Below are 13,723 nucleotides of genomic sequence, written 5' to 3'. Positions count from 1 at the left end.
AATGAGCCTGTTCTCCGCTGTCGAAATGGCACCACGCGATCCAATCCTGGGCCTCAACGAAGCATTCAACGCCGATACACGAACCACCAAGGTCAACCTTGGCGTGGGCGTTTACTGCAACGAGGAGGGGAAGATTCCACTCTTGCGTGCCGTTGCCGAAGCGGAAGCCATTCGCGTGGCGCAACACGCCGCCCGTGGCTACTTGCCAATCGACGGCATCGCGGCTTACGACAAGGCCGTGCAAACCCTGCTGTTCGGCGATGAGTCGCCACTGCTGAACGCCGGCCGCGTCACCACCGTGCAAGCGGTAGGCGGCACTGGCGCGCTGAAACTGGGTGCTGACTTCCTCAAGCAGCTGCTGCCAAACGCCGTCGTCGCCATCAGCGACCCGAGCTGGGAAAACCACCGCGCCCTGTTCGAAACTGCCGGTTTCCCGGTGCAAAACTACCGTTACTACGACGCCGCCACCCACGACGTGAACCGTGCCGGCCTGCTCGAAGACCTCAACGCCCTGCCGCCCCAGTCCATCGTGGTGCTGCACGCCTGCTGCCACAACCCGACCGGCGTCGACCTGAGCCCGACCGACTGGCAGAACGTGCTGGACGTGATCAAGGCCAAGAACCTGGTGCCGTTCCTCGACATGGCCTACCAGGGCTTTGGCGACGGCATCCACGAAGACGCCGCCGCCGTGCGCCTGTTCGCTGAATCGGGCCTGACCTTCTTTGTGTCCAGCTCGTTCTCCAAGTCGTTCTCCCTGTACGGCGAACGGGTGGGCGCACTGTCCATCGTCGGCGACTCCAAGGAAGAAAGCGCGCGCATCCTGTCCCAGGTCAAACGCGTGATCCGCACCAACTATTCCAACCCGCCGACCCACGGCGCGGCGATCGTTGCAGCGGTACTGAACAACCCTGAACTGCGCGCCCAGTGGGAAGCCGAACTGGCCGAAATGCGCCTGCGCATCCGTGGCATGCGCGAGCAGATGGTGGCCGAACTGGCCAAGGCTGCTCCCGGCCACGACTTCAGCTTCGTCGGCCGCCAGCGTGGGATGTTCTCCTACTCCGGCCTGACCGTTGAGCAAGTCACCCGCTTGCGCAGCGAGTTCGGCATCTACGCCCTCGACACTGGCCGTATCTGTGTGGCGGCGTTGAACCAGTCGAACATTGATGCAGTCACAAAGGCAATCGTTCAGGTGCTGTAAACCTGCAGCTGTTGCACCAGAAGGGGAAGCCGATGGCTTCCCCTTTTTCGTCTCCAGCCCCTAGACTGAACCTTGACCGCCCCTTTGCTGTGAGAATGCTATGAGAAACGACGACCTGGACCTGCGCGCCGACCGCGACGAACTGCATGACTACGCCCCACGCGCACCGCAACCCAAGCGCCAGAAAAGCCTGGTGCTGCAAGTGGCGCTGGGTGTGTTTCTCGGTGGTTTGGCGCTATGGCTGTTGCAATTGGGTGCGACTGCACTGATGGCGAAGCTGGCGATGGGCACCCTGCAATTGGGCGGCTAAGCCGCACGAATCGCCCCCTGCTCCTCCAACAACTTCACAAAACTGTTCAAACTCTGCGACACCGTCCCCCGCCGCCAGATCAGCCAGGTGTGCAGGATCCGGAAGTTGTCCGTCAGCGGCCACACACTCACCGCCGTCGACCCCGGCATGCTGTCGAGCATGCTGCGTGGCATCAGCGCCAGGCCCGCACCGGCGCTGACGCAGGCGAGCATGCCGTGGTAGGACTCGATCTCGAAGATCTTGCCCGGCACCGCGCCGTCCTGTGCAAACCAGCGTTCCAGGTGATGCCGGTATGAACAGTTGGAGCGAAAGGTGTAGATGCTCTCGCCATTCACGTCCTGCCCACGGGTGATCGGCGCATGATGCAGCGGCGCAATCACCACCATCTCTTCCTCGAACACCGCCACGCCTTCCAGGGTCGCGTGCAGCAGCGGGCCGTCGACGAACGCCGCCGTCAGCCGCCCGGACAACACGCCCTCGATCATGGTGCCCGAAGGCCCGGTACTCAGGTCCAGCTCGACCTTGGTGTGTTTCTGGTTGTACGCCGCCAGCAACGCCGGGATACGCACCGCCGCCGTGCTTTCCAGCGAACCCAGGGCAAACGCGCCTTGGGGCTCCTCGCCCGCCACGGTTGCGCGGGCTTCCTGCACCAGGTCGAGGATGCGCCGCGCATAACCGAGGAAATTCCACCCGGCCGGTGACAGACGCAGGCGGCTTTTCTCGCGGATGAACAACTCCACACCCAAGTCCTGCTCCAGTTGCTTGATGCGCGTCGTCAGATTCGACGGTACCCGATGAATCAACTGCGCGGCGGCACTGATGCTGCCTTGCTCGGCAACGGCCTTGAAGATTTCCAGTTGCACCAGATCCACATCATTCTCCAATCGTGAATATATTGCTTAATATTATTCAGTTTCCAGAAAAGAGATAGCCCCGTAGGCTGAACCCACTTAATTCACTCAGCAGGACGGTGCCATGAACGCGACTACCCACGCCCTTTCGATCAACCCGGCCAACGGCGAAACGGTCGGCAGCTACCCGTATGAAACCGCGCAGCAACTGGACGCCGCCCTCGACCGCTCCACCCTCGCCTTCCGCACCTGGCGCCGCCAGCCGGTAAGCCAGCGCGCCGAGTTGCTGCTGAGCCTGGCCAGCGCCCTGCGTGAACAAGCCGAAGACATGGCGCAGATGATCACCCTGGAAATGGGCAAACCCATCGCCCAGGCCCGTGCCGAAATCGAAAAATGCGCGCAACTCAGCGAGTGGTACGCCGCTCATGGCCCGGCCATGCTCGCCCCGGAGCCGACGCTGGTGGACAACGGCAGCGCCCAGATCGAATACCGCCCACTGGGCCCGATCTTCGCCGTGATGCCGTGGAACTTCCCGGTATGGCAAGTGCTGCGCGGCGCCGTGCCGACCATGTTGGCCGGCAACACCTACGTGCTCAAACATGCGCCGAACGTGATGGGCAGCGCCTATCTGATCCAGCTGGCGTTCCAGAAGGCCGGTTTCGCCGATGGCCTGTTTGAAGTGGTCAACGTGACCAACGAGGGCGTGTCCAAGGCTATTGCCGACCCGCGCATCGCCGCCGTCACCCTCACCGGCAGCGTGCGTGCCGGCGTCGCCATCGGCTCTCAGGCCGGTGCCGCGCTGAAAAAATGCGTGCTGGAGCTGGGCGGTTCCGACCCCTTTATCGTGCTCAACGACGCCGACCTCGACGCCGCCGTGCAAGCCGCGCTGATCGGGCGCTTCCAAAACAGCGGCCAAGTCTGCGCCGCCGCCAAACGCCTGATCATCGAGGAAGGCGTAGCGCAAGCCTTCACCGCCAAATTCCTCGAGGCGAGCCGTGCCTTAGTGATGGGCGACCCAATGTCAGCCACCACCTACATCGGCCCGATGGCGCGCTTCGACCTGCGCGACGAGTTGCACGGCCAGGTCCAGGCCACCCTGGAAGAAGGCGCGACCCTGCTGCTGGGCGGCAATAAAGTACCCGGCGCCGGTAACTACTACGAGCCGACCGTACTGGCAGGCGTCACCGACCAGATGACCTCGTTCAAACAGGAACTGTTCGGCCCGGTCGCTTCGATCATCACCGCCCGCGACGCCGACCATGCGGTGGCCCTGGCGAATGACAGCGAGTTCGGCCTCACGGCGAGCATCTTCACCACCGACCCGACCAAGGCGCGCGACATCGCCAACCAGCTGGAAACCGGCGGCATCTTCGTCAATGCCTTCAGCGTTTCCGACCCTCGGGTAGCGTTTGGTGGGGTGAAAAAGAGTGGTTTCGGCCGCGAGCTGTCGCACTTTGGCGTGCGGGAATTCTGCAACGCGCAAACGGTGTGGCTGGACCGCAAGTAACACGCTTGGGTGGCGCGGGAAAGGGTCGTGGCTATCGCCCTCCCAGCCCCGCCACCAAGGCTTCCAGCACCACACTGACCTTGGGCAACGCCTGGCGATTCCTGACCCAGGCCAGCCTGATCGCAGCCCCCTCGGTAGCCAGTTGCGGCAGCACCTCAACCAGCTTGCCTTCCTCCAGCGATGGCCGGACCACCCACGACGGCAGTTGCACGATCCCACAACCGGCCAACGCAGCCTGCATCAAGCCATCGCCATTGCCGATCACCAGGTGCGGCGCCATCTGCCAGCGCCGTGCAGCGCCCTGTTCACCGGCGAAGTTCCAGGGGCTGACGCGTCCGTCCACCCAGCCGTAGGCGAGGCACTGATGCCGTTCAAGCTCACGCTCGCACGTCGGGGTGCCATGGTTCGCCAAGTAATCCGGCGAGGCACACAACGTATGCCATTCGTGCGCGAGCACCCGCTGTTCGATCGTTTCTGGCCAGCCCTGCGCTTCACCGACACGCACCACCAGATCCACCCCCTCCTTGAATGGGTCCACTAACCCGTCACCGAAGGAAATGTGCGGCACCAAGGACGGAAAAGCCTGCCGCAAAGGCAGCAGCACCGGCAACACCCGCACGCGCCCAAACACATTGGGCAGATCAATGCGCACACGTCCACGCGGCTCGCTTTGCTCGGCGCGCAGCGACAGCTCGGCCTCCTCCAGGTCAGCCAGCACCCCCGTACAGGTACGGTAAAACGCCACGCCGGCCTCAGTGAGGGACAAGCGCCGCGTTGTGCGCAGGAACAGTCGAGCGCCCAGGCGCGTTTCGAGCCGCGCGATGCTTTTGCTGATGGCCGAGGCAGTCAGGCTCATTTTCTCGGCAGCGGCGGTAAAGCTGCCGTAGTCCGCGACACACACAAACACATCAATCCCTTTCAAGCGTTCGGAAGAAAACATGCATGCCCCGCATTTGTGAATTTAGATCAGCAAAACTGATAATTAACATCCTAAATCAGAATTCAACTCAACAGTAAGCTATGGTCAATGAAACCGGTACTGAGGCTCGGATGCTGACCACGCTGAAAAACTACCCCTTGACCGTCAACCTGCTGCTGAGTGCGTCACTGGTGTTGACCCTCGCCAGGGCCATCACCTTGCCCTATCTGGTGATCTACCTGTCGAGCCAGTTCGAATTGGACGTCGCCGACATCGGCTTGGTGATCGGCAGTTCGCTGATCCTCGGCTCATTGTTGAGCCTGTACGGCGGTTTCCTGGTGGACAGCCAGCCAGGCTACCGCTTGATCCTGGGCTGCTGCGCGGTGTTCACTTGCGGGTTTCTGGCAGCGTTTGCCGCACGGGACCTGTGGGTGTTCTACGCCTGCCTGGTCGCGATCAACCTGGCGTACGCTGTCATTGATATCGCGGTCAAATCAGGATTTGGCCGGCTACTGCCTGTCGATGCGCGCAGCGAGGCGTTTTCGATCAAATACACCCTGACCAACATCGGCTACGCCGTCGGCCCTTTTCTCGGTGCGGGATTGGCCGCGCTCGCCATCAGCCTGCCCTTCCTGGCGTCGGCGATACTGGGCGCCGGTTTTTTCATCGTCTACGCCGTGTGGGGTGACAAGCACGCAATGCCCGTGGACACAAGCCAGCCCGGCGCGCCGTTCCTGGCGGTTGGCAAAGTGCTGCTCAGTGATTACCGGCTGGTGTGTTTTACCCTGGGCGGAGCACTCAGTGCCGTGGTGTTCGGCCAATTCACCGCTTACCTCTCGCAATATCTGATCGTCACCACGACACCTGAAATGGCATACCGGATAATCAGCAGCGTGGTGGCCACCAACGCGCTGATGGTGATCAGCCTGCAATACGTGATCGGCAAGCGAATCACCCATCAGCACTTGAATCTGTGGCTCGCAGGTGGGTTGGGCATGTTCATCGTCGGCCTGGCGGGGTTCGGCTTGTCCACCTCGCTGATGTTCTGGGTGGTATCCATGACGGTCTTCACGCTGGGAGAGATCATCGTGTTCCCTGCCGAGTACATGTTCATCGACATCATCGCCCCCGATCATCTGCGGGGCATGTACTACGCTGCGCAAAACCTGGGCAACGTTGGCGCGGCCTTGGGCCCGGTGCTGTGCGGGATGGTGTTGGCGACACACCCCGCCCCCACCATGTTCTACATGCTCGCGCTGTTCGTTATCGCCGGCGGGTTGCTCTACAGCCTCGGTGCGTCGCTGGCAGCCAGGGTGAACGCTCCCACCTGAACCTCAGCAACGGACATGCCGACGCACGCACTGCACCAACCCGTCCAGCGCCTGCGATTTGACCGGCGCAAGCACGCAAACGGTGTGCTCGCGCTCGTCTTCCTTCACCGTCAGGGTGTAATGCACCTGGCCCGGATTACCAGGCGCAGGTGCATGGCTTTGCGGCAATTGAAAGAAATCGCACGCCTCGACAAGCCGCCGCAGTTCCTGCTGGTCTTGCTCCGGCAGCGCGTCCAACTCCACCGTCTGTGGCTTGGCCAAGCCCGGAAAATAACCGGGGCCGCCGTTTTCCTTGATCGAAATTTGCATGGCTGTTCCTCACGTCAGACAGAAATGCCGACCGCCTTCCAACCGTCCTTGACCGCCTTCTGTTCATCCTTGTTCGCGCCGTAGAGGCGGCCTGCCACATCGTAAGTGATGCGCGCAAAGCGCAGGAACCCCGAGTTGGGCCGCAGCCGGGCATCCCGCAGCGCGTCGTACCAGATACGCCCGGCCCGTTCCCAGGCGAACCCGCCGAGCTTGGTCGCCACCTGATAGAACGCATGGTTGGGAATACCGGAATTGATATGCACCCCGCCATTGTCCTCGTAGGTCTGCACAAAATCATCCATGTGCCCCGGCTGAGGGTCCTTGCCCAGCAGTTTGTCGTCAAACGCCGTACCGGGGGCTTTCATCGAGCGCAGGGCGGTGCCTTTGATCTTTTGGGTGAACAGCCCTTTGCCGATCAGCCAATCAGCGTCTTGCGCGCTTTGCTTCAAGGCATATTGCTTGATGAGCGAGCCGAACACATCCGACAGCGACTCGTTCAACGCTCCGGACTGATTGAAATACATCAGCTTGGCCTCGTCCTCGGTGACGCCATGGGCCAACTCATGGCCAATTACGTCAAGCGCCACCGTGAAGCGGTTGAACAACTGCGCATCCCCATCGCCAAACACCATCTGGGTCGAGTTCCAGAAGGCATTGTTGTAGTTCTGGCCAAAATGCACCGTAGCGTCCAGCGCCATACCGGCGTCGTCGATGGAGTTGCGATCAAAGACCTGGTCGAAAAAATCGAAGGTGGCGCCCAAGCCCTCGTAGGCTTCGTCCACCGCGGCATCCCCGCTGGCGGGTTGCCCCTCACCACGCACCAACGTGCCCGGCAGGCTGTCGGTGCCCTCGGCGCTGTAGATCGAGCGGCGCTTATCGCCGCCCATGGCCAGCGCCATGTGCGCCGGTCCTTTGGCAGGTTCGGCGACCATGCGCAACGAGCGAAACGTCGTGTCCTTGGCGCGGGTGCGCAACGCGACCTCCCGTTGCGCTTTATCACCGTTGCGCGCGATCTGGTCGAGCATATAGGGCGGGATCAAGCAAAAAATCGGATGGCGATGCGGCTGACAAACACACATGGGCTGGCTCCATCTGGCAGGTGACAACGTCCGGGTCATCGATTCAGGATAGTCCCCAGGGGTTAACGCATGTCATCAATTGTCATTAACCTATGTTGCAGTCGTGTTTATCCAAGGAGGACTGACCGATGCCAGCACGTAAAACCAAAACCGACCTTGCATACCGCCCCAGGCTCGCTGACCTGCGCCCGTTGATCGCACCTAGTCCCACGTTGCTGGAGGCACGGGCGGCGACGCCACGCGTCACCCCCGCCAAAGACTTGAAGGGCCGGCGCGGCTACGTCGAGGACTTTCTCGGCAGCTTCGGGGTGCCCTGGCCCACGGTGGAAGTGGCCTTGGCGGAGGATGCACAGAAGCGCCTGGACTACACGCATTTCTCGATCACGATGTCACGCGCCAAGCGGCTTGCGCTGTATGTGGGCGTCAACATCGATGGTGGTCAGCACGTCGACATCATTCGCAGCAACGACGCCTGGGCCTATGACGGCCGCTTACCCGTCGATGCGCAGGTGGGCGAAGCGCTGTATGCCAGCAATGGCCTGGATCGCGGCCACCTGGTCCGCCGACAAGACCCCAACTGGGGCGACGAGGCGCAAACCGCCAACCTCGACACCTTCCATTTCACCAACTGCTCGCCGCAGATGAGCGGGTTCAACCAGAAGACCTGGCTGGAGCTCGAAGACTACATCCTCGATAACACCCAACGCTGGAAAGCCCGCGCCACGGTGTTTACCGGCCCGGTGTTCGCCGACGACGACCGAATGTACCGAGGCGTGCAGATCCCCAAGGCGTTCTGGAAAGTGGTCGCCTACCTCAGCGACAACGGCAAGCCTAGCGCGAGTGCCTACATGATTGACCAGAGCCGCGAACTGGGCCAGCTTGAGCTGGTGTTCGGCCAGCTCAGGACCTACCAGCGCAGCGTGATCCAGATAGAGCGCCTGACCGGTCTGCGCTTCGGCAACCTGGCCGACTACGACGGCTTCAGCAACGAAGAGCGCGCCACCGGCACGCGGATTGAAGCGCTGATACAGGGGCCTGAAGACATTCGTCTCTGACCCTCGCTGTCATTGCGCACTGATGTAATGAAACTGCGCCTGCGACTTCTCGACCGCCGCACGCACGAGGTCTTTCTGTGCGTCGGTGCCCGAGTAGTAGATCTGCAAACCCTTCAAGTCCTGCCCTTCGACGGCTTTGCCGATCACGGCAACATCGACCGGGGTGCCGGCCCCCATGATCAAGAAGAACACATCGCCCAAGCGCTTGGTATTCAGCAATTCGCTCCTGAGGCTGGCAGCGTTTTGGTCACCGGCCAGGGAAATCGCCAGGGTGTCGCCGAACATCCCACTTTTAGGGATGCTCATCGTGTGCAAGCGCAGCTTGTCTGAGTCGGCGGGCATCGACTTGACATAGGCGGTGGAGGCCTCGTCGAGGATCTGCTTTTCAGATTTACCCTGGGTGGCACAACCGGCCAGGGTGGCGATAAAGACGAGCGCGACAAATGATTTCACGGTGTATTCCTTGTGATAAAGCGATCCATGGGCTGCGCATCATAGGAGCCTCACCGCCAGAGAGCTACCGTTGAATTCACGACCTCCCGTTCAACCGCGCGATCGACTACCATACCGCGCCGGTTCCCAAACGGGACTAATAGGGAATCCGAAGCGCGGCACACCCGCGCCAATCGGAACTGCCCCCGCAACTGTAGGTGCTGAGCCTGCTCCTTGATGCCACTGGACCTTGTCCGGGAAGGCCGGAGCCGGGCGACGACGCATCAGTCAGGAGACCTGCCGGCTCGAGCTCAACTACTAACCGGCGGGGTGTCCGGGAAGGACATTCTTGCCTGCCTCTCTCGCAGCGTTCAAGGGTGTATTTCCGAACGGCACGCACGCTTCACTCGGAGATAGCCCCATGCTGCCACGCGTTACCGCCCTGCTTACCGGCCTGGGTTTCTGTGCCCTGGCCCAAGCCGCGCCCACCCACTACCCGCTGACCGTGGAAAACTGCGGCAGCACCCTAACCTTTCAGCAAGCCCCGGCCCGCAGCGTGACCATCGGCCAGGCCGCCACCGAAATGCTCTACGCCCTGGGCGTGGGCGACAATGTGGTCGGCACTTCGCTGTGGTTCAACAGCGTATTGCCGCAGTACAAGGCGCAGAACGACAGCATCGAACGCCTGGCCAACAATGAACCGAGCTTCGAAGCCGTGATCGCCAAGCGCCCGCAGCTGGTGGCCGCCGAGCTGGAATGGGTGGTCGGGCCGCAAGGCGTGGTCGGCACCCGCGAGCAATTCCATGAACTGAAAATCCCCACCTACCTGCTGCCCTCCGACTGCGAAGGCAAGGACAACCTGGTGGGCGCCGACGGCACGCGGCTGGAGCCGTTCCGTATCGAGACCATTTACAAAAGCATCAGCCAACTCGCCGAGATCTTCGACGTGCAGGCGCGTGGCCAACAGTTGAACGACGAACTCAAGGCGCGCCTGGCCAAATCCGTTGCCACCGTGCAAAGCAAGGGCCTCAAGCAAGCCAGCGCGTTGGTATGGTTCTCCAGTTCCGAGATGGCCAGCGACCCTTATGTGGCCGGCCACAAGGGCATTCCGCAATTCATGCTGGAAACCCTCGGTTTGCATAACGTCGTGCAGTCGGACGAAGAGTGGCCCGCCGTCGGCTGGGAAACCCTCGCCAAGGCCAACCCGACCGTGCTGGTGATCGCGCGCATGGACCGCCGCCGCTACCCCGCCGACGACCATGAAAAGAAACTCGCCTTCCTGCGCAGCGACCCGGTGACCCGCAACATGGACGCGGTGAAAAACAACCGCATCATCATCCTCGACGCGATGGCGCTGCAGGCCAGCATCCGCACGTTCGACGGCCTTGAACAACTGGCCACGGCCATCGACGGCTACGACCTGTCCAAATGATCCGAACCCTACTCGCCCTGGCCCTGCTGCTGGCTGCTGTATTGGCTGGCGTCGCCATCGGCGAAACCGCCATCTCGCCGCAGGTGGTACTCCAGGTCCTCGCCAACAAACTGTGGGCGGCCGGCTACGTGCTCGACCCCATCGACGAAGGCGTGGTGTGGAACTACCGCCTCACCCGCGCCCTGGTCGCCGCTGCGTGTGGTGCTGGGCTGGCGACCTGCGGCGTGATATTGCAATCGCTGTTGCGCAACCCGCTGGCCGATCCGTACCTGTTGGGCATCAGCGCCGGCGCTTCGACCGGCGCAGTGCTGGTGGCGTTGATGGGCGTGGGCGGCGGCTTGATCTCGCTGTCGGCGGGGGCTTTTGTCGGCGCCATGGCCGCGTTTGCGCTGGTGATCCTGCTCGCGCGCGCCAGCGGTTCGGCCAGTGGCACCGGCCAGATCATCCTGGCGGGCATTGCCGGGTCGCAGCTGTTCAATGCGCTCACCGCGTTCCTGATCACCAAATCCGCCAGTTCCGAACAGGCGCGCGGCATCATGTTCTGGTTGCTCGGTAACCTCAGTGGCGTGCGCTGGCCTTCGGTGTGGCTGGCGGTGCCGGTGGCGGTTGCAGGCTTGGCGGTGTGCCTGTGGCACCGTCGCGCCCTGGATGCGTTTACCTTCGGCAGCGACTCGGCGGCGTCCCTCGGTATTCCGGTGCGCCGCGTGCAGTTCGTGCTGGTGGGCTGCGCGGCCTTGGTGACGGCGGTGATGGTGTCGATTGTCGGTTCCATCGGCTTTGTCGGGCTGGTGATTCCCCACGCCGTGCGCCTGTTGCTTGGCACCGGGCATTCGCGCTTGCTGCCGGCCAGTGCGTTGGGCGGCGCGTTGTTCTTGATTGCGGCGGATGTGTTGTCGCGCACCTTGATCAAGGGCCAGGTGATTCCGGTCGGCGTGGTCACGGCGCTGGTCGGTGCGCCGGTGTTTGCGCTGATCCTCATTGGTCGGAGGAATGCGCGATGACCGTGCTGAGCTGCACAGGATTGGGTTTCAAAGTGCGCGAGGCGCAGTTGCTGAGCGACATTCATCTGGACGTTCAGCCGGGCGAAACCCTCGGTATCGTCGGGCCGAACGGCTCCGGCAAATCCACCTTGCTCAAGTTGCTCGCCGGGCTGCGCACCCCAGCGTCCGGCGAAGTGCTGCTGGGCGGCCAGCGCCTGGGCAAGCTGTCGCGCCGCGCCATCGCGCAGCAACTGGCGGTGGTGGAGCAGCAGGCCGACACCGACGACGCCATCCGCGTGTTCGACGCCGTGGCGCTGGGCCGCACCCCTTGGTTGTCGGCGCTGAGCCCGTGGTCACCGGAGGACGACGCCATCGTCAACCAGGCCCTGCACGACGTCGACGCCACCCACCTGAGCCATCGCGCCTGGCGCAGCCTCTCGGGCGGTGAGCGCCAGCGCGTGCACATCGCCCGTGCGTTGGCGCAACGGCCGCAGATCCTGTTGCTGGATGAACCGACCAATCACCTGGATATCCAGCATCAACTGGGCATTTTGAAGGGGGTGCAAGGGTTGCCCGTCACCACCTTGATTGCCCTGCATGACCTGAACCAGGCGCTGACCTGCGATCGGCTGGCGGTGCTGGATCACGGGCGGTTGGTGGCGTTGGGCAAACCACTGGAGGTGTTGACGCCGCAGCGCTTGCAAGAGACGTTCGGCGTACAGGCACACTACCTGACAGACCCGTTCGATGGCGCACAGATACTGCGTTTACGCCCGAACTAAGCCTCTTGAAGCGAACGCTGGGTGTGACGTGACAAGGTCACGAACAACTCGGGCACCTGATAGATCAGCGCCTGGCGGATCAGCGGATGGTTCTGGCAAAACGCCTTGAGATTGAAGCGGACCTCACGGCCGAGGTTGGCGTTGATCAGTACCAGGTCAAATGCACGGTCGCCACAGCCGAGCAGCGTCGTCAGCTCGTCCAGGCTCGACACCGGCGCAATGGCGTAATAGCCCTGGTGGTTGAAGTCACGCTCCAGGCGCAGGCGCCGTTCGTGCTGGGTGTCGGCAATCATCACGCGCAAGCCCTTGTTGATCATGACCGGCTCCCGACGGCCGCAGCCGAGTGATGCAACCAGCCCAGCAGATCGCTGCCGCTCATGGGCCGTGCATGCCAATAGCCTTGGCCGAGGGTGCAGCCCAGCGCCAGCAATGCGCGGTGTTGCTCAGCCGTTTCGATGCCTTCGATCACCACCGACATGTCCAGCGCCTCACCCAAGGCCAACGTGCTGCCGATGACCGCCAGGCAGCGCGGCTCATGCTTGAGGTTGCGTACAAACTCCGCATCCAGCTTGATTTCATTGAAGGGCAACTGACACAGGCGCTGCATCGAGGAAAACCCGGCGCCGAAGTCATCGATCGACAAGCGACAGCCCATCATCCGCAGGCGCACCAGGCTTTCCAGGCTGACATTCGGGGTTTCGAGCAGGCCGCTTTCGGTGATTTCAAAGGTGACATGGCTGCCCGCCACACCGTGGCTCTGCAGGATCTGCTTGATGTTGCCAGCCAACTCGCGATTGGCCAACTGGCTGGCGCTCAGGTTGAACGCCATGTTCAACAGGCTGCCTTGGCACCTCGCTTGTTCGTGCACGGCCAAGGACTGGTGCATCTGCAGGTACAAGCCCTCATCCAGCAAACCGTGGCGTTCCAGCGCCGGCAAAAACACGGCGGGCGACACGATGCCTCGCGTGGGATGCTGCCAGCGTGCCAACACTTCTACCCCGCACACGGCGCCGCTGCGCAGGTTGAACTTGGGTTGGTAATACGCCTGCAATTGCTCCTCGGCCAGCGCTCGGCGCATCTGGGCTTCGGTGGCACACTCGGGTGCGTCATCGGGTGGGCAGGCTGCGATAGGCCGGGCATGCAACTGCTTTTTTAGCAATGCTTCCAGCGCCCCCGCCTGCAAAGGTTTTTCCACATCCCCGAGGAACTCCAGCCCCAGCAACGAGACGATCTGGCGCACCGCACGGCGCAAGTCCGGCGACAACGAGCTGCTGATGATGATCGACCCGACCTGCCCGCTGGCGCCGACGCGCTGGATGAACTCAACGCCGTCCATGCCTTCCATCTGCAAGTCACAGAGGGCGATGTCCACCGGGCCTTCGCGGTCCAGCAGGGCCAGGGCCTGGGCACCGTCCGCAGCTTCGAACACCGTGGCACAGCCCAGGTGTTCAAGCATTTTGACGGCAACGGAGCGCTGGAAAGCATGGTCTTCCAATACCAGGACACGTAGCGCAAAGGTCATGAGGGCGGGACTCGTC

Annotated in this window: 15 protein-coding genes and 1 riboswitch; of the genes, 8 read left to right on the top strand and 7 right to left on the bottom strand. The window is 62.5% G+C overall.

Features of this window, described 5'->3' with window-relative positions; all coding sequences use genetic code 11:
• Window position 1 precedes the first annotated feature (1 nt).
• Together ACP7BX_RS12665 and ACP7BX_RS12660 are read left to right on the top strand one after the other, a co-directional pair.
• Window positions 2-1,198 carry an amino acid aminotransferase gene (locus tag ACP7BX_RS12665; RefSeq protein WP_426126805.1) on the top strand — a complete coding sequence of 399 codons (1,197 nt, stop codon included), beginning with the start codon at window positions 2-4 and terminating at the stop codon, window positions 1,196-1,198.
• A gap of 100 nt (window positions 1,199-1,298) precedes the next feature.
• A complete protein-coding gene (locus ACP7BX_RS12660; RefSeq protein ID WP_314529848.1) occupies window positions 1,299-1,508 on the top strand; it encodes a hypothetical protein in 210 nt (69 codons plus the stop codon).
• Here ACP7BX_RS12660 and ptrR read toward each other — a convergent pair.
• Complete coding sequence (gene ptrR / locus ACP7BX_RS12655; protein ID WP_038845568.1) at window positions 1,505-2,380, bottom strand: putrescine utilization regulator PtrR; 876 nt, start codon at window positions 2,378-2,380, stop codon at window positions 1,505-1,507. The two genes, ACP7BX_RS12660 and ptrR, sit on opposite strands and share 4 nt — an antisense overlap.
• Window positions 2,381-2,483: 103 nt before the next feature.
• On the opposite strand from ptrR, the gene ACP7BX_RS12650 reads away from it, so the two are divergent.
• Complete coding sequence (locus ACP7BX_RS12650; protein ID WP_426126803.1) at window positions 2,484-3,866, top strand: aldehyde dehydrogenase family protein; 1,383 nt, start codon at window positions 2,484-2,486, stop codon at window positions 3,864-3,866.
• A gap of 31 nt (window positions 3,867-3,897) precedes the next feature.
• On the opposite strand, the gene ACP7BX_RS12645 is transcribed toward ACP7BX_RS12650, so the two are convergent.
• Window positions 3,898-4,806 carry a LysR substrate-binding domain-containing protein gene (locus ACP7BX_RS12645; RefSeq protein ID WP_426126801.1) on the bottom strand — a complete coding sequence of 303 codons (909 nt, stop codon included), beginning with the start codon at window positions 4,804-4,806 and terminating at the stop codon, window positions 3,898-3,900.
• A 110-nt stretch (window positions 4,807-4,916) separates the two neighbouring features.
• On the opposite strand from ACP7BX_RS12645, the gene ACP7BX_RS12640 reads away from it, so the two are divergent.
• Window positions 4,917-6,116 (top strand): MFS transporter, encoded by a 1,200-nt coding sequence (locus ACP7BX_RS12640; protein ID WP_426126799.1) that lies wholly within the window; start codon window positions 4,917-4,919, stop codon window positions 6,114-6,116.
• A 3-nt stretch (window positions 6,117-6,119) separates the two neighbouring features.
• Here ACP7BX_RS12640 and ACP7BX_RS12635 read toward each other — a convergent pair whose 3' ends face one another.
• Both ACP7BX_RS12635 and ACP7BX_RS12630 read right to left on the bottom strand, forming a co-directional pair.
• Window positions 6,120-6,425, bottom strand: a complete 306-nt coding sequence (locus tag ACP7BX_RS12635) for a protealysin inhibitor emfourin (RefSeq protein ID WP_033901819.1) — start codon at window positions 6,423-6,425, stop codon at window positions 6,120-6,122.
• Window positions 6,426-6,439: 14 nt separating this feature from the next.
• Window positions 6,440-7,504, bottom strand: coding sequence for a M4 family metallopeptidase (locus ACP7BX_RS12630; RefSeq protein WP_426126797.1), 1,065 nt, complete (start codon window positions 7,502-7,504; stop codon window positions 6,440-6,442).
• A gap of 128 nt (window positions 7,505-7,632) precedes the next feature.
• On the opposite strand from ACP7BX_RS12630, the gene ACP7BX_RS12625 reads away from it, so the two are divergent.
• On the top strand, window positions 7,633-8,559 hold the full coding sequence (locus tag ACP7BX_RS12625; RefSeq protein ID WP_426126795.1) for a DNA/RNA non-specific endonuclease: 927 nt from the start codon (window positions 7,633-7,635) through the stop codon (window positions 8,557-8,559).
• Between the two features lie 9 nt (window positions 8,560-8,568).
• Here the strand turns inward: ACP7BX_RS12625 and ACP7BX_RS12620 are convergent, their stop codons facing one another.
• Entirely contained in the window at window positions 8,569-9,012 is a 444-nt protein-coding gene (locus ACP7BX_RS12620) for a hypothetical protein (protein ID WP_426126793.1), read from the bottom strand.
• Window positions 9,013-9,115: 103 nt separating this feature from the next.
• Window positions 9,116-9,310: riboswitch (cobalamin riboswitch) on the top strand.
• Between the two features lie 102 nt (window positions 9,311-9,412).
• Here ACP7BX_RS12620 and ACP7BX_RS12615 point away from each other — a divergent pair.
• Genes ACP7BX_RS12615 through ACP7BX_RS12605 form a run of 3 tightly spaced genes read left to right on the top strand, consistent with a single transcriptional unit; the run spans window position 9,413 to window position 12,185 of the window.
• Window positions 9,413-10,423 (top strand): ABC transporter substrate-binding protein, encoded by a 1,011-nt coding sequence (locus ACP7BX_RS12615; protein WP_426126792.1) that lies wholly within the window; start codon window positions 9,413-9,415, stop codon window positions 10,421-10,423.
• Window positions 10,420-11,424 (top strand): FecCD family ABC transporter permease, encoded by a 1,005-nt coding sequence (locus ACP7BX_RS12610; RefSeq protein ID WP_269131401.1) that lies wholly within the window; start codon window positions 10,420-10,422, stop codon window positions 11,422-11,424. Before ACP7BX_RS12615 ends, ACP7BX_RS12610 begins: the two co-directional genes overlap by 4 nt.
• The gene (locus tag ACP7BX_RS12605) at window positions 11,421-12,185 is read left to right on the top strand and encodes an ABC transporter ATP-binding protein (protein WP_033901825.1); all 765 of its coding nucleotides are present in this window, start codon (window positions 11,421-11,423) and stop codon (window positions 12,183-12,185) included. The genes ACP7BX_RS12610 and ACP7BX_RS12605 overlap by 4 nt, the downstream gene beginning before the upstream one ends.
• Here ACP7BX_RS12605 and ACP7BX_RS12600 read toward each other — a convergent pair.
• Complete coding sequence (locus ACP7BX_RS12600; RefSeq protein WP_426126789.1) at window positions 12,182-12,502, bottom strand: response regulator; 321 nt, start codon at window positions 12,500-12,502, stop codon at window positions 12,182-12,184. The genes ACP7BX_RS12605 and ACP7BX_RS12600 overlap by 4 nt on opposite strands.
• On the bottom strand, window positions 12,499-13,707 hold the full coding sequence (locus tag ACP7BX_RS12595; RefSeq protein ID WP_426126787.1) for an EAL domain-containing response regulator: 1,209 nt from the start codon (window positions 13,705-13,707) through the stop codon (window positions 12,499-12,501). The genes ACP7BX_RS12600 and ACP7BX_RS12595 overlap by 4 nt, the downstream gene beginning before the upstream one ends.
• Window positions 13,708-13,723 lie beyond the last annotated feature (16 nt).

Origin of the sequence: Pseudomonas sp. DWP3-1-3b3, assembly GCF_049896305.1 — a bacterium.
GTDB lineage: Bacteria > Pseudomonadota > Gammaproteobacteria > Pseudomonadales > Pseudomonadaceae > Aquipseudomonas > Aquipseudomonas azotoformans_A.
The sequence above is the reverse complement of the archived record's forward strand: the minus strand, read 5'-3'. Positions and strand labels throughout refer to the sequence as shown.

Coding starts and splice junctions, on each gene's coding strand:
- ACP7BX_RS12610 (WP_269131401.1), top strand. CDS start 10,420: ATGATCCGAACCCTACTCGCCCTGGCCCTGCTGCTGGCTGCTGTATTG.
- ACP7BX_RS12630 (WP_426126797.1), bottom strand. CDS start 7,504: ATGTGTGTTTGTCAGCCGCATCGCCATCCGATTTTTTGCTTGATCCCG.
- ACP7BX_RS12600 (WP_426126789.1), bottom strand. CDS start 12,502: ATGATCAACAAGGGCTTGCGCGTGATGATTGCCGACACCCAGCACGAA.
- ACP7BX_RS12640 (WP_426126799.1), top strand. CDS start 4,917: ATGCTGACCACGCTGAAAAACTACCCCTTGACCGTCAACCTGCTGCTG.
- ACP7BX_RS12635 (WP_033901819.1), bottom strand. CDS start 6,425: ATGCAAATTTCGATCAAGGAAAACGGCGGCCCCGGTTATTTTCCGGGC.
- ACP7BX_RS12605 (WP_033901825.1), top strand. CDS start 11,421: ATGACCGTGCTGAGCTGCACAGGATTGGGTTTCAAAGTGCGCGAGGCG.
- ACP7BX_RS12615 (WP_426126792.1), top strand. CDS start 9,413: ATGCTGCCACGCGTTACCGCCCTGCTTACCGGCCTGGGTTTCTGTGCC.
- ACP7BX_RS12645 (WP_426126801.1), bottom strand. CDS start 4,806: ATGTTTTCTTCCGAACGCTTGAAAGGGATTGATGTGTTTGTGTGTGTC.
- ACP7BX_RS12660 (WP_314529848.1), top strand. CDS start 1,299: ATGAGAAACGACGACCTGGACCTGCGCGCCGACCGCGACGAACTGCAT.
- ACP7BX_RS12650 (WP_426126803.1), top strand. CDS start 2,484: ATGAACGCGACTACCCACGCCCTTTCGATCAACCCGGCCAACGGCGAA.
- ACP7BX_RS12625 (WP_426126795.1), top strand. CDS start 7,633: ATGCCAGCACGTAAAACCAAAACCGACCTTGCATACCGCCCCAGGCTC.
- ACP7BX_RS12665 (WP_426126805.1), top strand. CDS start 2: ATGAGCCTGTTCTCCGCTGTCGAAATGGCACCACGCGATCCAATCCTG.
- ACP7BX_RS12595 (WP_426126787.1), bottom strand. CDS start 13,707: ATGACCTTTGCGCTACGTGTCCTGGTATTGGAAGACCATGCTTTCCAG.